This window comes from Pseudomonas sp. GM78 (genome assembly GCF_000282475.1).
Classification (GTDB): domain Bacteria; phylum Pseudomonadota; class Gammaproteobacteria; order Pseudomonadales; family Pseudomonadaceae; genus Aquipseudomonas.
The window spans coordinates 1-19,262 of record NZ_AKJF01000129.1 but is presented as its reverse complement, the minus strand read 5'-3'; the positions used below and the strand labels follow the sequence as shown (position 1 = coordinate 19,262).

Here is a 19,262-nt window from a genome sequence, read left to right as displayed (position 1 = left end):
GAAGCCGGAGAGCACCATGACCTCCAAGACCGCACCCCTGGCGACTGCGTTTGAAAAAGCCCATGTCGGACGCCGCCGGTTCGTCATCCTCGCGCTGATTTTCATTGTCACCGTTCTCAACTATGCCGACCGGGCAACCATGTCCATCGCCGGTACGGGCGTGATCAAGGAATTGGGGATAGACCCCATCATGCTGGGAATGATTTTTTCAGCGTTTGCCTGGGCTTATGCCCTGGGACAAATTCCAGGCGGCTGGCTGCTCGACAAATTCGGGGCAAGAAGGGTCTACGGTTGCAGCCTGTTCTTGTGGTCCCTGTTCACCATGATGCAAGGCACCGTGGGCTGGATCGGGCTTGTGGGCTCCACGGCGGCGCTCACCTTGTTCGGCATGCGCTTCATGCTCGGCCTGGTGGAGTCTCCAGCATTCCCGGCCAACAACCGCATCGTGTCCTGCTGGTTCCCAACCAGTGAGCGCGGCACTGCGTCCGCGCTGTTCAACTCCGCGCAATACATGGCCGTTGTAGTCTTTGCCCCGCTCATGGCCTGGCTGACCCATTCCTGGGGCTGGGAACATGTTTTCATCTGGATGGGCGGGCTCGGCCTGGTGGCGACGGTGTTCTGGTTCGCGCTTTATCACGAGCCTCACAGTGATCCGCGACTGACCGAGACCGAACTGCAATACATGCGCGACGGCGGTGCCCTGGTGGATCTGGAAGCCACGCGCAAGGTCACCAAGCCAAAACTGACCATGAAGGAAGTCGCCCAGCTCTTCAACAATCGGACACTGTGGGCGATCTACCTGGGCCAATACTGCATCACCGCCCTCACCTACTTCTTCATCACCTGGTTCCCCATCTACCTCATCCAGGGACGCGGCATGACGATCATGCAGGCGGGCTGGGTGGCGGCGATGCCGGCGATATGCGGCTTTTCGGGAGGTGTGCTGGGCGGGGTGGTTTCCGACTACCTGATCCGTCGTGGCGTTCATCCCTCCCGGGCCCGCAAGACCCCTTTCGTGATTGGCATGGCGCTGGCCTCCAGCCTGGTATCGGCAAATTATGTCGACGCCAACTGGATGGTGATTGCCCTGATGGCCCTGGCATTTTTCGGCAAGGGACTGGCGGCGGTGGGCTGGGCAGTATTGTCCGACACAGCGCCCAAAAGCATGGTGGGCTTGAGTGGTGGGGTATTCAACGGCATCGGTAACGTCGCAGGGATCATAACGCCGGTGGTCATTGGCTATTTTGTTGCCAGGACCGGATCATTCGACTCGGCGCTATGGTTTGTGGCGGCTCACGGCCTGCTGGGGATCTTTGGTTATGTGGTACTTGCCGGGCGCTTCGAGCGTGTCGTTATCGAGGATGCCGAGCCTTCTCGCGAAAACGCCTGACGGATCAGGGCCCGGCACCCGGGCCCTGCAACTTAGCCCTGCCGCAACGCCCCATCAAACGCTGGCGTCAACCCCGACGACGCCAGCTTGCTGACAAAGGCACCGATGCGCTGCTGCTTGTAGGCGTCCACGTCCAGCTCACGGTAATCGTAGAAACCCTGGCCATCGCGCAAGCCGTTGCGACCGTTTTGCATGTTGTCGGCGATCACCTGTGGCGACTCGAAACGCGGGGCCAGCGCGCCACTGAGGTAACGCGAGGCGTAGTAGAGAATGTCGCCGCCACCCCAGTCGATGAACTCGAGTAGGCCCAGCACCGAGAAGCGCAAGCCGAAACCCACGCGTACCGCGGTGTCGATATCTTCGGCGCTGGCCACGCCCTCTTCCACCATCCGTGCGGCTTCGTTCATCGCCAGTGCCTGGATGCGCGGCACGATGTAGCCGGCCACCGGATTGCACACCACGGGCACCTTGCCGATGCGCTTGAGCAGTTGCAGCAGTCGCTCGACCACCTGTGGGCAGGTCGCTGCGCTGCGGCTGACTTCCACCAGCGGCATCAGGTGCGCGGGATTGAGCCAGTGCGCGTTGACGAAGCGCTCAGGCGTGCTGACCATTTCGCTCAACTCGGTGACCAGGAAGGTCGAGGTGGTCGACGCGATGATCGCCGACGCCGGGACATGCTCGCTGACCCAGGCGAAGGTCTGCTGCTTGACCTCGATGACTTCCGGCACGGCTTCGAACACCAGCTCGCTCAGGCGCAACGTCTCTGCTGCCCCGGATCGGGATTGCAGGGTCAGGCGCGACAGCGCGATGTCTGCCTGTTCCGGCTGGAGCATGCCGAGGCGTACCAGCATCTGCAGTTCGCTGCGCACGTTATTGCGCACGCGCTCGAAGTAGCCGTGGCGCTCTTCCTCGGCTCGGTCCTTGATGTCGATGAGGGTCACCGGCAGGCCGGCATGGATGAACGCCAGGGCAATGCCCTCGCCCATCCGCCCGGCGCCGACCACGCTGACATGGGGCAGCGCGGCGTTCATCAGTTCAATCCCCTGGTCAGGAGCTCGGTCATCTGCACCCGGTCGAGATCGGCCAGCCCGAGGTTTTCCAGGGTACGGCCTTCGGCGTAGAGATCACGTTCGGCGACGACCGAGGCGATGCTCAGCAGGCCCTGGGCAACCGGAGTCGGCACACCGGCCCAGCGGCCGACGGACACCAGGAAGGACAGGCCCAGGCGGGTGTCTTCGAGCATGTAGCGATGTTTCTGCAGGTCAATGTCTTCGCGCCAGTCGCCGCTGTCGGTCAGCTTGCCATGGGCACCGCGACCGTACATCCACTCCTCGCCTTCGCTGGTGTTGTAGTGATCGGCCAGCGGAAAGTGCGGTGCGCCGTAGGTCAGTGCTTCGCGCACGGCCACGCGCTCGGCATCCAGCTGGTTGGTCACGCGACGGATCGACGGCTGGGTGCCTTCGTTGTGAATGTCCCAGGCTTCAAAATGCTCCAGGGGACCGGCGTTCATCATGATCAGCGGCGGGTGGATGATGGGGCCTGCGTTCATCAACGCGCCGCTCAGGGCGTCTTCAATTGGCTCGACACTCGGGTAGGCCTCGCGCAATACCGCAAACGCATGCTCGGACAAATTGCTGGGGAATACGCCGGTTGGCAGGCGGGTGGCGTAGCAACTGATCACCAGGTCACTGGTGCCATGCTTGCGCACCAGGTACGGCAGCGTGCCGGTTTCGGCGAAGGCGACCTTGCTCTGGTTGCCCGCGTCAGCCATGGCCTTGGCGAACACGTAGCTACCGAAGGTGCCCGGTGGCAGGAACACCACCTGGCCGTCGTGCAGGTGCGGTGCCACGTGCCTGGCCAGGTCTTCGTGGGAAGTCGACGGCAGCGGGATGATCACCAGTTGCGCGTCGCCCAGGGCTTCGGCCAGGTCGTCGGTCAGCGACAGCTTGTCGCCCGCTTTACCGACAGACAATTGGCGACTGCCCCGATAGTCCCTGATGGTCAGGCTGCCGATGGCCAGCAGCTCCTTGAGCGCTGCCGAATCGCGACGCCACAGGCGGACCTGATGCCCCTTTTCAGCCATCTCGACAGCAGCGGCGTAGCAGCCATGTCCCCCACCCAGCACGGTAATTTTCATCGAGTTGCTCCTTCTTGTAAGAGACTCGATGCTATCGGGCGGCACCGCCCCGGACTCCTCCGATTGCGCAGCCGACTGACCGATTGCGCACAAGTCTCAATGCTTGTATCGGCGCAGGGTGTCCGACGGCAGGCAGCCATAGCGTTGCCGATAGGCACTGGAAAAATGCCCGAAGCTGTTGATGCCGTGCCGCAACAGGATATCGGTGACGCTATCGTCGGTATTGCCCTGCTGCAGCGACGCGTGGATCACCGCCAGACGACGGTCACGGATGTACTCGACCGGCGCTTGCTGGAGAAACTGCTTGAAGCCGTTCTGCAAGGTGCGGGCCGAGACGCCACAGAGCTCGCTGAGGGTCGCCAGGCTGATCGGCTCGCCCAGGTGCTCCTCGATGTAATCACGGGCCTTCTTCACGTGGTGCGGCAGCGGCGCGTGCGAATCCACCAACAGATCCGCCGAGTGGTTATGCGGCAGCTGGGTGAGCAGCAGTTGCATCAGGTAGTCGGACAGGCCGCCGGCGAGTCGCGAACCGTCCACCCCGCTGCAATACAGCCGGCAGATGTAGTCCAGGGTGTGATAGAGGCTGACGACCCCGGCGCCCAGGGGGTCGACGCTGACATCGAAGATCACCGACTGGCGCAGGCTGCGCCCAAGCAGGCGTTGCAGTTGCAGCTGCAGGGCATCGCGGTCGACGCGCAGGATCAGGTTGCGGCACTGCCCGTCGGTGACGATGCGGCTTTGCGCGAACGGCGAGGAAACGCTCAGGCAGCCCGACTGCATCGCCGCGCTGCGCCGCCCGTGGGCCACTTGGCAATGCCCCTGCAAGGTAATGCGAAACAGGTACTGGTCGGCAATGTCGCCGATGCTGATCTCCACCGGCGCGCCATAGCGCAGGTCGAGCAGCGCCGACGTGCCGAAGAAAACGCCGTTGAGCCGGGTATGAATCGGCTCGTCACGCAGCACGTTGAAGCTGTGCGGACACAGGTAATGGCTGACCTTGTCCTTGATCTCGCGGTAATCGGCCGAGCTGAGCAGGCTATGCCGTTCCAGCAGGTGTACGTCATTGAGCATCAGGGATTCTCCTGGCCTGGAAGTGTTTCAGCCCCGCTGCGTACAAACGCAGCGGGGCCGAGGCACCGATCATGGACTATGACCAATCAAGCGTGGGTCGGATACTCCCGGGCATAGCTTTCGCGGAAACGCCGGCAACCACGCCAGAGCAGAACTACGGTCAACACCGACGCCCCCGCGATCACCAACGACATCGACGAGCCCACCGCCGCCGGCGATCCGAAGTACCGGTCGGTCAACAGCGCCACCAGCGTGGTGCCCAGGCCCAACCCCAGCAGATTGCTGATCAGCAGGAACACCGCCGAGACCTGTGCACGCACCTGGTTCGGCGCGAGGATCTGCATCGCCGCGGTGGAAGCCGGCATCGGGAACGAGGCGAAGAACATCGCCGGCACCAACAGGGTCACCGACAGCCACAGTTGATCGACTTGCGGGAACAGCACGGCCGGCACCAGCATGCCCAGGGCGCCAATCACGCCGGTACGCATCGCGGCATCCTGATGGCCTTTCTTGGCCAGGTAGTCGGTGAGCCATCCACCGAATAGCACCCCGGCAGTGTTGGCCAGCAACAGCACGGTACCGAGCATGTAGCCCGCCTCCATGGGCGACAGGCCGAACTTGCGGATATACAGCGCCGGGCTCCAGCTCATCATGCAGAACAGCACCATGGCGTAGAACGAAAAGCCCAGGTAATGGCAGGTGAAGGTGGCACGGTGGCGACCCAGAAAGCGCAAGCCATCGCTCATCGCGACCTTCTTGGCCCGACCCTGGGCATCGACCTGCAGGCCTTTGCGCGCCGGGTCGCGCACGGTAAGCCAGATCAGCAGGCCGACAACGATACCGGGCAGGCCAACAATGAAGAACGCCAGCTGCCAGGCCTTCATCGCGCCGAGAAAGGCGACCTCGATGGTGTGCATGTCCTTGAGCATGGCGATCACATAACCGCCCACCAGGAAGGCCAGGCCGCCGCCGACGAACGAGCCGATCGAGTAGATGCCCACCGCGCGGCCGAGTTTCTCCTTGGGGAACATGTCGCTGAACATCGAGTAGGCCGAGGGCGACAGGGCCGCTTCGCCGACGCCGACGCCAATGCGCGCGAGGAACATGTGCAGGAAGTTCTTGCTCAGGCCGCAGGCTGCCGTCGCCAGGCTCCAGAACACCACGCCGACTGCGATGATCTTCGGCCTGCTGAAGCGGTCGGCCAGGTAGGCGATGGGCATGCCCATGAAGGCGTAGAACAACGAAAAGGCCAGCCCGTGCAGCAGGCTGAACTGGGTATCGCTGATCTGCAGGTCGGCCTTGATCGGCTCGATCATCAGCGCCAGGATCTGCCGGTCCACGAATGAAAAGATGTAGGCGATCATGCACAGGGCCACTACGTACCACTCGTACACGTAGGTTTTCTTGCGCTGCAGGACCGCGTTATCGACCTGTATATTCACTAGTGTTTGCTCCTTTTTGTCTTGTTATGGAGTAAATGCGCTTACCAGAACTTCCAGGTGTAGGTCGTGGCGACACGGAATTCGTTGTAGTCGTAGCCGTACTTCTGTTTCACATCGATGTTGCGCACATCCAGCCCAAGGCCTTGCAGCGCCCCGCTCTGCACCACGTAGTTGAGTCCCAGGTAGCGTTCGCTTTCCTGGTTGTCGCTCAGGTTGCCGCCGCGGTCCCAGTTCGTGCCCTTGATGTAGCGGGTAAAGAACTTCAGCCCCGGCACGCCCATTCCGGCGAAGTCATAGCTGTAGCGCGCGCCCCAGGACTTTTCATCCGGGCGCACGAAACCCAGGGACGACCAGTGCACCAGGTAAGGTTGCGGGATAAAACCGTTCATGGTCGGGAACACGCTGTCACCGAGCATGCGCTGGTAACTGAGGCCAAACATGTGCGCGCCCTTGAGCAAGCTGAACAAGGCACCGTAGGAGCGGTTGTCGATTGGACCGTTCAAGGCATTGCCGTCTTCATTGTTATTGAAGTAGCGCAAGTCGGTTTTGAGTTTGTAGCCATTGCCCAGGTCGGCCATGTGCATCAGGCCGAAATAGTGCTGCTGATAAATATCGTGCAAGACGCCGTAGAAATAACTGGCTTGCAGCGTCTTGCTGATGTCGTAAGTGACACCGCCAAAATCCAGGGCATCACTGTCGAGATTATCGGTGGAGCCAAATTTGTAGAATTTCTCGTGATTGGAAGATTCCCGTGTCACGGCAGACCAGAAACGCCCGCCAGTCACCGTCAATCCGTCAACCTCCTTGGACTCGACCACGGCACCCTGGTAGATGGTGTCCAGTTGCCGACTGGGGTCATCGAACGCCACCGGCAATTGCGGGCGCAGGTCACCGACCTTCAACTCGGTCTTGCTGTAGCGCATCTTGAAGGTTGCACCGGCGCGACTGTAGTCGTCGGCCGTCTGTTGATTGCTCACGCTGTACGGCAGCGAACCGTCGTTGCCCGAGGAGTCCAGGCGCACGGCGTATTGCGCATCCACATCGAGGCCGATGGCCAGGGCCGTGTCGGTGTAGCCGGAGGTGAACTGCGCATCGAAACCCTGGGACCAACTGTGCACTTCAGACACCGGTGCATTGGTGTTGGTGTAGTTACGGTGCAGGTAGAAGTTACGCGTATCGACTTTGAAGTGACTGTCATCAATCACATCGGCATAGGCTGCCAATGGCGAACAGATAACCCCGATCACACTGGCAATACCGAGCCCACGGCAAGATTGCTTCACCTGACATCTCCATTCTTATTTTTATGGGTAGGCGCAAGGTAAGCCAGTAGACGCCGCGCCGGTATCAAGATGAACAGCAGTCCGAAGGGGGGAAATCTCCAGTGCGGCTAAAGGTTTCCCTTAGACAGGAACGGGAACCTGGATAAATGCCGGATTCCGACGGCCTCTGCCGGCAGCCGACAAACGCTCCAGTTTTATTTTCTTACTCTCCCCTGGCCCGACGTTCATTGCTTCACGTCGGCCCAATCAGTCCTGTCACTGCACATCTCGCCCCAGGCGCTAGCCAAGCGCACCGGGGTTAGGATTAAGGAGAACAAGAATAATGAATCCAGGTACTACATCCGCCTTCAACCAGATACTCGATAGCGCCACCGCCGGACCGCAACGCGTCCCAGGCGTAGTCGCTGCAGTCACCGGCCGCGACGGCTTGCTCTACGAGGGTGCTTCGGGGCAACGAACGCTCGGCCAGCCAGAGGCAATGACCACCGACAGTGTTTTCGCGATGTTTTCCACGACGAAAGCGATAACCGCCACGGCCGTGCTGCAGTTGGTCGAGGAAGGCCGACTGGATCTCGATGCGCCCGCCAGGGACTACCTGCCGATGATCGGTGAACTCAAGGTGCTCGACGGGTTTGATAGCGACGGCAACCCACGGCTTCGCCCTGCCAAAAAACACATCACCACCCGCATGCTTCTGCTTCATACGGCAGGCCTGGGTTACGAGTTTTTCAACGAACACTACTACAGGCTGGTCCAGGAACAACGCCAACCCAGCATCATCAGCGCGTCGTTGGCTGCACTCAAGACGCCCTTGCTGTTTGAGCCTGGTGAGCAATGGGAATACGGTTCCAACCTGGATTGGGCTGGCCTTGTGGTCGAGGCCATTACCGGCAAGCGTCTGGGTGAGGTCATGCAGCAGCGTATTTTCGAGCCTCTGGGCATGACGGACACGGCGTTTACCATGACCCCTTCGATGTTCCAGCGACGGGCTGGCCTGCATCAGCGTGAGGAGGATGGATCGCTGAGCGCAATCGAAGGCTCCCTCCTCCCGCCGGAACCCGAAGTGCACATGGGAGGCCATGGCCTGTTCTCGACAGTCAAGGATTACTGCCTGTTCATCCGGGCCTGGCTTAACGATGGACAGGGTGACCACGGACGGATCCTGAAGCCTGAGACGATTCGTTTCGCCGAAAAAAACGGGCTCGACAACCTGAAAATAAAAGCCCTTCCCTGCGTGAATCCGACTATTTCCCACACGGCGGAATTCTTCCCCGGGATGCCAAAGTCGTGGGCGTTGAGTTTCATGATCAACGAACAGGACGCCCCCACCGGTCGCCCCGCGGGCTCTTTGGCGTGGGCGGGGTTGGCCAATCTCTTCTACTGGATCGATAGCAAGAATGGCATCGGTGGTTTTTGGGCCACTCAGATCTTGCCATTCGTAGACCCTGTATCAACCAACGCTTATCTGGATTTCGAAACGGCGGCTTACCGCAATTTGACCAGCTGATCCAGCTCCTGATTTCCCCTCTCTAAAACCAACAATAACAAAACAGGTGACTCATGGAGATCTCCACGCGTACCCCTGCGCGCGCTCGCTTCACAGTATGCGCATTGGATGCTTCAACGATCGGTGCCGGTTTCCTCCTGGCCACCCTGGCGGGCAACGCCCAAGCCATCGATGTAGACGCTGGCGAATATTCCGCTGCGCTTCCAGCCGGCAGCAATATCGGCTTGCTCTACCTGCAACATGCCGAACGGCGCTCGCTGTACAGTGACGGTGACAAGGTTGCGATCAAGGCGGGACTCGACTCGGACATCGGCATATTGCGCGTCGCCAATTACCAGCAGTTGGGTGACTACACGATCAATACGCAGTTCCTGTTGCCATTCGGCCGCCTGGAAGGAACACGCGACAACGACGCGTTGGGACAGACCAGTGGCACGGGTGATTTGATTCTGGCGTCCACCCTGTGGCTCGTGAATGATCCGGCGAAAAACCGTTACTGGGGCATTGCGCCCTACCTGTTCGTGCCGACCGGTAGCTACGACCACAACGATATACTCAACCTCGGTGAAAACCGTTGGAAGATGACGTTGCAGACCGGCTATGTGACCGGCCTCACTGAAAAGTTGTCCCTGGACCTCACCGCCGACGTCACCGTGTTTGGCAAGAATGACGACTTCACCAGTCAAGGCCTGACATTGCGCCAGAAACCGCTATGGCAAGCCCAGACCTACCTGAGGTACGCCGTGACACCCAAGCTGTCGGTGCACGTCGGTGCGTCTCAACTCTGGGGCGGCGAGTCGCGCATTGACGGTCAGGACCAGGGCGATGAACCCGGTACCAGCAAGTACCGTGTCGGAGGATCCTACTGGATGACCCCTACGTTCCAGGCGCTGCTCAACTATGGCCAGGACGTATCGGTCGACAACGGCTTCAAGGAAGAACAGCGGGTCAACCTGCGGCTGTTGTGGGTGTTCTGACCCGCAACTCATGGCTGGGTTTCTGGGGGCACCGAGGGTGACTTGGACGTCACTCCCGGTGCCCTTTTTTTCGTCGACCCGCTAGCGAAGCCGGCGCTGCAAGGTTTGCGAGGGCAGTTCACTGAAACGCTTGCGATAGGTTCCCGCGAACTCACCCAGGTTCAGATAGCCCCACCGAAAGGCGATGGCAGAAACTGTCGTGCCCGACTCCGGATCCGTCGCCAACAAATCGCGGTGCACCCCCTGCAGCCGCTGCTCGCGCAAGAATGCACCGGGCGTCATGCCGCGAAAGCGCGAGAAGGCCCCACTCAATGCGCGCACACTGGTCCCGACCGCACTGGCAACCTCTGCCATCGTCGGCAGGCTCGCGGCGTTGGCACTCATGAACGCTTCGGCAGCCCTGACATAACGGGGCGCAATCCGGTTCATGGGACTATTCAAATCAAGCCCAGCCTGTGCGGCGCGGTCAGCCCACTCTCGCAACAGATGAACGCACAGGATTTGCTCCAGATGAGCCCCCATGCGTCCCTCAGCCATGTGTTCGCTCGCCTCGGCAACACACCGGGCCGTGTACTCCAGCAGGCTTAGCCAGCTCGAACCGACCCCGCCGATGACGCACTTGTGTCTCCAGAACCGGTCATCGGGCACGAAGCCAAACCACTGCTGCGCCATCCGTTCCAGAAGTGCATGGGGGATCGTCAGGTTCAGCTGCAGGTGATCCGGGTCAAGGTCGATGCGGTAATCGACACGACTGCAATCGGCAATGAAGGACTCACCCACTGCCGTATCTTCAGTGGCTGACCGCTGCGTCCAGTGTCGGGCATTGCCGCGAATGGTCGTGAGCAGCAGCGCATTTCCCGCTTCGGGCGAAAAGTCATCGACGCTCACCGCCACGCCATAGCCAAAACGAGTCAGCGTCAACTCGCCAATCCTGGATGAATGCATGCTCGCATGAGGCTTGATGGCTTGCCCTTTGGGGGAGACACGATAGGGCATGTAGACGCGATCGGACCAGTTGCTGATTTCATCCCACTCGGTTGAAAAAACTTTATGGGGCTGGTGTATCGGCTTGCCGCTGACATCGGTCAGCAACGCATGTTCGAGATGCATGCAGACACCTGTTTTTATTTTTTTAGGGTCGGGTTAATGCTTTTGCTGGCCGAGATCATCCGGTGCCAGTGAACCTTCGTAAAGGGCTTTTTTACGGCAACTGTCCCGTTCTGAGACAGTTGTACGGGTTCGATACAGCCCCGCTTTCGTCGTTGCGGTGCGGGTTGCCCACCGGTAAAGCCGGGGGCCAGCGCCCGCGGTGCTTTTGGGCAGGGCTGGCACAGGCGTTGCTCCGGGGTCCGGGACAAAAATCACAACAACGAGACCTCGCCCATGGAACACTTACCGCTGCATCCCAAGACCGTCGAATTCCTCTCCAGGCAACCGCGCATGCTGATCGGCGCGCAATGGATGGACGCCGCCAGCGGCGCGACCCTGCCCGTGCGCAATCCGGCCACCGGCAACGTTCTGCTGGAAGTACCGTCGGCCAACCATGTCGATGTGGACCGCGCCGTGCAGGCCGCGCGACTCGCCTTCGATGACTCCGCGTGGAGCCGCATGCGCCCGCGCGAGCGCCAGAACCTGCTGTGGCGGCTGGCCGACCTGATCGAACGCGACGCCCAGGTCATCGCCGAACTGGAATGCCTGAACAACGGCAAGAGCGTGCAGATGGCCCGCCTGGTGGACGTCCAACTGTCCATCGACTCCCTGCGCTACATGGCCGGCTGGGCCACCAAGCTTTCGGGCAGCACCGTGGATCCGTCCCTGCCACTGATGCCCGACAGCCAATTCCACGCCTTCATCCGTCGCGAGGCGGTGGGTGTGGTCGGCGCCATCGTGGCCTGGAACTTTCCCTTCATGCTGGCTTGCTGGAAACTCGGCCCGGCCTTGGCCACCGGTTGCAGCCTGGTACTCAAGCCGGCCGACGAGACACCGCTGAGTGCCCTCAAGCTGGCCGAACTCGTGCTGGAAGCCGGCTACCCAACCGGCGTGTTCAACGTGGTCACCGGCACCGGCCTCAACGCCGGCGCGGCGCTGACCAGTCACCCGGGTGTGGACAAGCTGACCTTCACCGGCTCCACCGAAGTGGGCAAGCAGATCGGCAAGGCGGCCATGGACAACATGACCCGCGTCACTCTGGAGTTGGGCGGCAAGTCGCCCACCATCGTACTGGCCGACGCCGACCTGCAGGTGGCCGCCGCCGGTGCCGCCAGCGCCATCTTCTTCAACCAGGGCCAGGTGTGCTGCGCCGGCTCACGCCTGTACGTGCACCGCAAGCACTTCGACCGGGTGGTGGGCGATATCGTCGATATCGCCAATGGCATGAAGCTCGGTAACGGCCTGGATCCCAGCGTGGCCATGGGGCCGCTGATCTCCGCCAAGCAACAGGATCGGGTGCACCACTACATCGAGATGGGCCGCGAACTGGGCGCCACCATCGCCTGCGGCGGCGAGAAGTTCGGTCCCGGCTACTTCGTCCAGCCCACGGTGATCGTCGACGTCGACCAGAAGCATCGCCTGGTGCAGGAGGAGATCTTCGGCCCGGTGCTGGTGGCCATGCCCTTCGACGACCTCGACCAGGCCGTGCACCTGGCCAACGACAACAGCTACGGCCTGGGCGCCAGCATCTGGTCCAACGACATGAGCGCGGTGCACCGCATGATTCCGCGCATCAAGTCCGGCTCGGTCTGGGTCAACTGCCACAGCGCGCTCGACCCGGTACTGCCCTTCGGCGGCTACAAGCTCTCCGGCGTCGGCCGCGAACTGGGCGCTGCGGCTATCGACCACTACACCGAACTGAAGACGGTGATGATCAAACTGTAAACCCCTTTCAGGCTGGGGCCGACCCGCGCGGTCTTTGCCATTTTTATCCCGGGTGATGCGTCATCGCTCACCCTCTCATTTGAAGGAAACTGTCATGCCTCAATTTGTCATCGAACGGGAAATCCCGGGTGCTGGAAAACTCTCGGCCGAAGAACTCCGGGCCATCTCGCAGAAGTCTTGTGCCGTGCTCAACACCATGGGGCCACACATCCAATGGCTGCACAGCTATGTGACGGGCGACAAGGTCTACTGCCTGTACATCGCGGCGAACGAACAGCTGATCCGCGAACACGCCGCGCAAGGCGGCTTCCCGGCCAACAGCGTGGCCGAAGTAGTCAATATCATCGGCGCGAACACCGCCGGCTAGTACCTCATGCGCAAAGCCGCCGCTCCTCGCGGAGCGCGGCCTTGCCTGCGGCGTTAATTCTCCTGCATTCCCTTGAGCTTGCGGTACAGGGTCGCTCGCCCGATCCCCAGGCTGCGCGCGGCAGCCGAGAGGTTGCCGCCGCTCGCCTCCACCGCCGCCTTGATCGCGCGCTGTTTCGAGGCCTGCAAGGTATCCCCCGCCTGCGGCTGCAGCTGCGGCCTGGCTGCCGCTGACTCGACCTGGGTGTCACACACTTCCAATACGTCGTCCGGCAGGTGCTGCAGGCCGATTTCTCCCTCATTCTCGGCCAGGGCGGCGGCCAGGCGGATGGTCTGGTAAAGCTGGCGGACATTGCCCGGCCAGTGGTACGCCAATAGCGCCTGCAGCGCCACCTTGCTCAGCCTGGGCGCATGCTGCGCGGTGGCTTCGGCGCGCAACAGGTGCTGGATCAGCGCGGCGAGGTCGTGGCGTTCGCGCAATGCCGGCAGGACCACGCGCAGGCCGTTGATGCGGTAGTAGAGATCCTCGCGAAAGCCCTTGTTGGCGCTGAGCTGTTTGAGGTCGCGGTGGGTGGCGCAGATCAGCGCGCAGTCCACCTTGATCACCTCGCTGCTGCCAAGGCGCGTCAGGCTACGCTCCTGCAGCACGCGCAGCAGGCGACCTTGCAGTTCTTGGGGCATGTCGCCGATCTCGTCGAGGAACAGGGTGCCCTTGTGCGCCTGTTCGATCTTGCCGCTGGCGCCGCCCTTGCGACTGCCGGTAAAGGCACCTTCGGCGTGGCCGAACAATTCCGACTCGATCAGGCTGGCCGGGATGGACGAGCAGTTGATCGCAACGAAGGCTTCGCCGGCGCGGCTGCTGGCGTCGTGCAACAGACGGGCGAAGACCTCCTTGCCCGTGCCGGTTTCACCGTTGATCAACACCGGGATGTCGCGGGCAAAGGCCTTGTGCGCGCGGGCCAGAGCCTCCTGCAGGGCGGGATCCTGCAGGCAGGGGCCCGATTGCGGCGGTGGCAGCGGCTCGGCGGTTTTCCCACGCAAGGGTACCGGACGCGGCCCCCGCACCGGCTTCTGCCCTGGGCCGAGGGTGATGCAGGCATGCAGCTCGCCGCGGTGGTGACTGCGCAGGCGCAACGGCGCGCTGAGGTCGTGGCGGCAGTAACAGGTGGCATGGACGAAGGGCATGTCGAACAGTTCGGCGAAATCCAGGCCGGCCTGGATCCCGTCGAGCTTCAACAACTGGGCGGCGATGCGGTTGGCGCAGCGCAATTTGCCGGCCGGGTCGAAGGCCAGCAAGCCTTCCAGTGGCGTGCCGAGGATGTCCAGGCGATGGTGCAGGTGCACCAGCAGCACGTCACCGAGCTGGGCGAACATGCGGTTTTCGATGGCACGGGCGGCAAACACCAGGGAATCGAGGGTGTAGACCGAGGGCACGCCGTGTTTGCTGCTGGCGTCCAGTACCCCGACGATGCCGCCGTCCAGGCCGAAGATCGGCGTGGCCAGGCAGGAGAACTGGCGAGCCTCCTCCAGGTAGTGCTCCTCGCCGACGAAAAACACCGAGTCGCCCTCGGTCAGGACGCAACTCGGGGCGGTGGTGCCCACGTTCTGTTCGGAAATCTGCGCGCCGACGCGGAACACCTGATTCAACTCGCGGTTGTCCGGGCTGACCCGGCCCAGGCTGCTGAGCACCACGCCTTCCAGATCGAGGCAGGCCAGCACCCAGTCCTTCGGCGATAAAGCGGCGTGCAGTTGCTCCATCTCCGGGGTGGCGCAGCTCAGCAACAGGCGATTGCTTTCGGCGATCTGCGCGCCACTGGCGACCACCGGCGCGTCAAACAGCAGGTTGTCACGCTGGCACAGGCCGTAATTCTGCGAGCGCTGCCAGGATCTCTCGATCACTTGTGAATCGACAAAACGCTTGCGCGAAGGGGTTGTCGCGGGGCTGTTGAATTTGGGCATGGCATGCGTCTCGCGGCCGAATGTCTCGAAGTGGGCCAGCTCGCCCCCAAGCCACTGTCTCAATTTGAGCCAGCGATACAGCGGGACAATTCCCGCGCTTGCCTCGACACTTCTTATTATTACTCAAGTCATTGATTTAAAAGTATTTTTTACAACAAAGGAAAAGCTGGCACAAGCTCTGCTCAATGACTTCACGTTAGTCCGGATAACCGCTCCGGCACTAAGTTGATCATAAACAAAAACAATAAAGGTAATGACATGAAAATGAGCACAGAGCCGGCTCGTCGTAGCCCGGGCTGGCCGCCACACGAGCGTCGTCTGGTCCATCTGTTGCACGCTTCGCTATTCGGCCTGCTGGCCGGTTTCTCCTGCAGCGCCACGGCTGTGGACGTCGATGCCGGCGATTACACCGCCCTTCCCGAAGGCACCAATCTGGGCCTGGTCTATTACCAGCATGCCGAGCGCAATGCCCTATACGCCGACGGCCACAAGGTACCGATCGACGCCGGCCTGGATTCCGACATCGGTATCCTGCGCGGCGTGCACTTCACCAAGATCGGCGATTACATCGTCGACCCGCAGTTTCTCCTGCCATTCGGTAACTTGCGAGCCAAGGATGATCTGCAAGACCTGGGCAGCGACAGCGGCACTGGCGACCTGATCCTCGCCGCCACCGTCTGGCTGCTGAATGAACCGCAAAATCGCCGTTACTTCGGTATCACCCCGTTCCTCTACGTGCCCACCGGCAGCTACGACAAGGACCGCCAGATCAACCTCGGCGAGAACCGCTGGAAGTTGGCCCTGCAAGCCGGCTATATCACCGGCCTGACGGAAAAGGTGACCCTCGATCTGGTCGGCGACGTGACGTTCTTCGGCCACAACAATGACTTCGGCAGCGCCGGCGTCACCCAGAAGCAGGACCCGCTCTATCAGGGCCAGGCTTTTCTACGCTACAACTTCACCGAGCGTTTCGATGTGCGCGCGGGCATTTCGAAGCTCTGGGGCGGCGAAAGCAACATCAGTGACGTGGATATGGATGACAGGCCGGGCACCAGCAAATTCACGGTCGGCACCTCGTACTTCGTCACCCCGGGCACCCAGTTGATGGTCAATTACGGTCAAGATATCGCGGTGGACAACGGCTTCGAGGAGGACAGGCGCATCAACTTGCGCATCCTGCAGATCTTCTAGCCACCGCCGCTCGCCAGGGTCTCATTCCAATTCAAACAACAGGAGTCCTGCGTCTATGAACACGCAGTCTGCATCCCGAATTCTCGCTGGCCTGGCCTTCGCCTTGCTCGCGCCGCTGGCCGTCGCCACACAGGTCGACCAGGCCGCCATCATTGCCAGCAAGCAAGACGGTAGCCAATGGCTCAGCCATGGCCGCACCTATGACGAACAGCGCTTCAGCCCACTGGACCAGATCACCGCGAAGAACGCCGGCAAGCTGGGCCTGGCCTGGTCCCTCGACCTGGATAACCACCGCGGCCTGGAAGCCACGCCGCTATTCGCCGACGGCGTGCTCTACACATCGCTGTCCTGGAGCCGCGCGATGGCGGTGGATGCGCGCACCGGCAAGACGCTCTGGACCTTCGATCCGCAAATCGCCCGCGAAAAAGCCCGCGACGCCTGCTGTGACGCGGTCAACCGCGGTGTCGCGCTGTGGAACGGCAAGGTCTTCATTGGCACCCTGGACGGCCGACTGATTGCCCTCGACGCAAAAACCGGCAAAGAGGTGTGGAGCCAGCAGACCACCGACAACAGCAAGCCTTACACCATCACCGGCGCACCGCGTGTGGTGAAGGGCAAGGTCATCATCGGCAACGGTGGCGCCGAATACGGCGTGCGTGGCTACTTCTCCGCCTATGACGCCGAGACCGGCAAGATGGCCTGGCGCTTCTACACGGTGCCCGGTGACCCGAATCAGCCCTACGAACACCCTGAGCTGGCCGAAGCGGCCAAGACCTGGAAAGGTGACGAATACTGGAAGCTTGGCGGTGGCGGCACCGTGTGGGACGGCATGGCCTATGACCCTGAACTGGACCTGCTGTACGTCGGCACCGGCAACGGTTCGCCGTGGAACCGCGAGCTGCGCAGCCCCGGTGGCGGCGACAACCTCTACCTGTCCTCGATCCTCGCGCTCAACCCGGACACCGGTCGGCTGGCCTGGCACTATCAGGTGACGCCGGGCGACTCCTGGGACTTCACCGCCACCCAGCAGATTACCCTGGCGACCCTGGAGATCGGCGGCAAGCCACGCAAGGTGCTGATGCAAGCGCCGAAAAACGGCTTCTTCTACGTCATCGACCGCCAGACCGGCGAGCTGCTCTCTGCCGAAAAATTCGGCAAGGTGACCTGGGCCGAGAAGATCGACCTGGCGACCGGCAAGCCGGTGGAGGCGCCCGGTGTGCGCTACGAGAAAGCGCCCATCGTCATGTGGCCGAGCCCCTTCGGCGCGCACGGCTGGCATTCGATGTCGTTCAACCCGCAAACCGGCCTGGTTTATATTCCCTATCAGGAGATCCCCGGTGTCTATCGCAACGAAGGCAAGGACTTCGTCAAGCGCAAGGGCTTCAACACTGGCGCGGGCTTCTCCGACGCCACCGAGATTCCCCGCGAGGCTGTTTCCGGCGCACTGCTGGCCTGGGACCCGGTCAAGCAAAAGGAATCCTGGCGCGTACCCTACGACCACTACTGGAACGGCGGCACCCTGAGCACCGCCGGCAACCTGGTGTTCCAGGGCACGGCCAACGGCAACTTCATCGCTTACTCCGCAGACAAGGGAGAAAAGCTCTGGTCGTTCGGCGCACAGACCGGCATCGTCGCCGCCCCCATCACCTACAGCCTGGAAGGTGAGCAGTACATCGCCGTGATGGCCGGCTGGGGCGGGGTCGCCCCGCTGATCGGAGGCGATGCCGCCTTGGCGCCGGGGGCCGGCAACATCAGCCGCCTGCTGGTGTTCAAACTCGATGGCAAGGCTTCCCTGCCGCCGCTGCCGGAAAAAGCCGTGGTGGCCGTGAACCGCACGCCAAAACCGGTCGATGCGCCCGCCGCGGATATCGCCGCCGGCCAGCAGCTGTACGGCGCCTACTGCTCCGTCTGCCACGGTGTGGGCGCGCAGAGTGGTGGCTTGATCCCCGATCTGCGCAAATCCGACGATGCCCGCCGCCACCTGTTCCAGCAGATTGTCCTGGATGGCGTACTGCGGCCTCTGGGCATGCCCGCCTTCAAGGACAGCCTGGAGCCGGCCGATGTCGAGAAGATCAAGCACTACGTCATGAGCCAGGAGTACGCCGCCTACCTCAAGGCACAGCAACCGGTTGCGACCAAGGCCACGCCATAGAGGCAGTGCAAAGGTGGCGAGCCGGGATGACCTGACTTGCCACCGAACCAGGCAAAAATGCCCAATCACTTTTTGCAGCTAACCATCCAAAAAACGAGGAACTCGATCATGTGGACCAAACCTGCCTACACCGACCTGCGCATTGGTTTCGAAGTCACCATGTACTTCGCCAACCGCTAACCCTTTAGCGTGGTGCCGCGTCTACGTCCGCTCCACGAACGAGGCGCCACGCCAACCTTGCCCCAGCTTGCTGGGGACCTTTTTCCGCGGTCGCGCTCTCGCGTGACTGCCTGTGGGAACCGGTCATGCTTATCCAGATTCTTGGCTGCGCCGCAGGCGGCGGTTTTCCCCAGTGGAACTGCAACTGCCCCAATTGCCGAGGCGTGCGCGACGGCAGCTTGCGCGCGCTGCCGCGTACCCAGTCCTCCATCGCTTTGTCCGACGATGGCGTGCACTGGATATTGTGCAACGCTTCGCCGGACATACGCGCGCAGCTGGAATCCTTCGCGCCGCTACAGCCGGGGCGCGCACTGCGCGACACCGGGATCAGCGCGATCATCCTGATGGACAGCCAGATCGACCACACCACCGGCCTGCTCATGCTGCGCGAGGGTTGCCCGCATCAGGTGTGGTGCACCGACATGGTCCATGAGGATCTGAGCACCGGGTTCCCCCTGTTCAACATGCTGACCCACTGGAACGGTGGCCTGAACTGGAACCGCATAGAACTCGACCAGAGCTTCAGCATCCCGGCCTGCCCGAACCTGCGGTTCACCCCGCTGCCACTGCGCAGCGCTGCGCCCCCCTACTCGCCGCACCGCTTCGACCCGCACCCGGGCGACAACATCGGCCTGATCGTCGAAGACCTCAATACCGGCGGCAAGCTGTTCTATGCGCCGGGGCTGGGCAAGGT

Annotated in this window: 16 protein-coding genes; 9 read left to right on the top strand and 7 right to left on the bottom strand. The window is 61.9% G+C overall.

Going from position 1 to position 19,262, the window contains the following annotated elements; translation table 11 throughout:
* The first annotated feature begins 16 nt into the window (after nucleotides 1-16).
* A complete protein-coding gene (locus PMI35_RS10695) occupies nucleotides 17-1,390 on the top strand; it encodes an MFS transporter (protein WP_008062175.1) in 1,374 nt (457 codons plus the stop codon).
* 32 nt (nucleotides 1,391-1,422) lie between these two features.
* On the opposite strand, the gene PMI35_RS10700 is transcribed toward PMI35_RS10695, so the two are convergent.
* The 5 genes from PMI35_RS10700 to PMI35_RS10720 form a co-directional block, all read right to left on the bottom strand.
* The gene (locus tag PMI35_RS10700) at nucleotides 1,423-2,421 is read right to left on the bottom strand and encodes a 3-hydroxybutyryl-CoA dehydrogenase (RefSeq protein ID WP_008062174.1); all 999 of its coding nucleotides are present in this window, start codon (nucleotides 2,419-2,421) and stop codon (nucleotides 1,423-1,425) included.
* Nucleotides 2,421-3,527, bottom strand: coding sequence for an NAD/NADP-dependent octopine/nopaline dehydrogenase family protein (locus PMI35_RS10705; RefSeq protein ID WP_008062173.1), 1,107 nt, complete (start codon nucleotides 3,525-3,527; stop codon nucleotides 2,421-2,423). Before PMI35_RS10705 ends, PMI35_RS10700 begins: the two co-directional genes overlap by 1 nt.
* A 96-nt stretch (nucleotides 3,528-3,623) precedes the next feature.
* A complete protein-coding gene (locus tag PMI35_RS10710) occupies nucleotides 3,624-4,598 on the bottom strand; it encodes an AraC family transcriptional regulator (protein WP_008062172.1) in 975 nt (324 codons plus the stop codon).
* An 86-nt stretch (nucleotides 4,599-4,684) separates the two neighbouring features.
* The gene (locus tag PMI35_RS10715) at nucleotides 4,685-6,040 is read right to left on the bottom strand and encodes a spinster family MFS transporter (RefSeq protein WP_008062171.1); all 1,356 of its coding nucleotides are present in this window, start codon (nucleotides 6,038-6,040) and stop codon (nucleotides 4,685-4,687) included.
* A gap of 41 nt (nucleotides 6,041-6,081) precedes the next feature.
* Complete coding sequence (locus tag PMI35_RS10720; protein WP_008062169.1) at nucleotides 6,082-7,323, bottom strand: OprD family outer membrane porin; 1,242 nt, start codon at nucleotides 7,321-7,323, stop codon at nucleotides 6,082-6,084.
* Nucleotides 7,324-7,645: 322 nt separating this feature from the next.
* Between PMI35_RS10720 and PMI35_RS10725 the strand changes: the two genes are divergently transcribed.
* Both PMI35_RS10725 and PMI35_RS10730 read left to right on the top strand, forming a co-directional pair.
* A complete protein-coding gene (locus PMI35_RS10725; RefSeq protein WP_008062166.1) occupies nucleotides 7,646-8,830 on the top strand; it encodes a serine hydrolase domain-containing protein in 1,185 nt (394 codons plus the stop codon).
* A 53-nt stretch (nucleotides 8,831-8,883) separates the two neighbouring features.
* The gene (locus tag PMI35_RS10730; RefSeq protein WP_008062165.1) at nucleotides 8,884-9,807 is read left to right on the top strand and encodes a transporter; all 924 of its coding nucleotides are present in this window, start codon (nucleotides 8,884-8,886) and stop codon (nucleotides 9,805-9,807) included.
* 81 nt (nucleotides 9,808-9,888) lie between these two features.
* Here PMI35_RS10730 and PMI35_RS10735 read toward each other — a convergent pair whose 3' ends face one another.
* Entirely contained in the window at nucleotides 9,889-10,917 is a 1,029-nt protein-coding gene (locus PMI35_RS10735; protein WP_008062163.1) for an AraC family transcriptional regulator, read from the bottom strand.
* 273 nt (nucleotides 10,918-11,190) lie between these two features.
* Between PMI35_RS10735 and PMI35_RS10740 the strand changes: the two genes are divergently transcribed.
* Together PMI35_RS10740 and PMI35_RS10745 are read left to right on the top strand one after the other, a co-directional pair.
* A complete protein-coding gene (locus PMI35_RS10740) occupies nucleotides 11,191-12,681 on the top strand; it encodes an aldehyde dehydrogenase family protein (protein WP_008062161.1) in 1,491 nt (496 codons plus the stop codon).
* A 94-nt stretch (nucleotides 12,682-12,775) separates the two neighbouring features.
* On the top strand, nucleotides 12,776-13,048 hold the full coding sequence (locus tag PMI35_RS10745; RefSeq protein ID WP_008062160.1) for a DUF4242 domain-containing protein: 273 nt from the start codon (nucleotides 12,776-12,778) through the stop codon (nucleotides 13,046-13,048).
* Nucleotides 13,049-13,101: 53 nt separating this feature from the next.
* On the opposite strand, the gene PMI35_RS10750 is transcribed toward PMI35_RS10745, so the two are convergent.
* On the bottom strand, nucleotides 13,102-15,006 hold the full coding sequence (locus PMI35_RS10750; RefSeq protein ID WP_008062159.1) for a sigma-54-dependent Fis family transcriptional regulator: 1,905 nt from the start codon (nucleotides 15,004-15,006) through the stop codon (nucleotides 13,102-13,104).
* A gap of 258 nt (nucleotides 15,007-15,264) precedes the next feature.
* On the opposite strand from PMI35_RS10750, the gene PMI35_RS10755 reads away from it, so the two are divergent.
* From PMI35_RS10755 to pqqB, 4 genes are all read left to right on the top strand, one after another.
* The gene (locus tag PMI35_RS10755) at nucleotides 15,265-16,197 is read left to right on the top strand and encodes a transporter (protein WP_008062158.1); all 933 of its coding nucleotides are present in this window, start codon (nucleotides 15,265-15,267) and stop codon (nucleotides 16,195-16,197) included.
* Nucleotides 16,198-16,252: 55 nt separating this feature from the next.
* On the top strand, nucleotides 16,253-18,349 hold the full coding sequence (locus PMI35_RS10760) for a PQQ-dependent dehydrogenase, methanol/ethanol family (protein WP_008062157.1): 2,097 nt from the start codon (nucleotides 16,253-16,255) through the stop codon (nucleotides 18,347-18,349).
* Between the two features lie 108 nt (nucleotides 18,350-18,457).
* Entirely contained in the window at nucleotides 18,458-18,529 is a 72-nt protein-coding gene (gene pqqA, locus PMI35_RS33455) for a pyrroloquinoline quinone precursor peptide PqqA (protein ID WP_003243383.1), read from the top strand.
* Nucleotides 18,530-18,654: 125 nt separating this feature from the next.
* Nucleotides 18,655-19,262: pyrroloquinoline quinone biosynthesis protein PqqB (gene pqqB, locus PMI35_RS10765; protein ID WP_008062155.1), on the top strand; the 608-nt coding region annotated here is incomplete at its 3' end.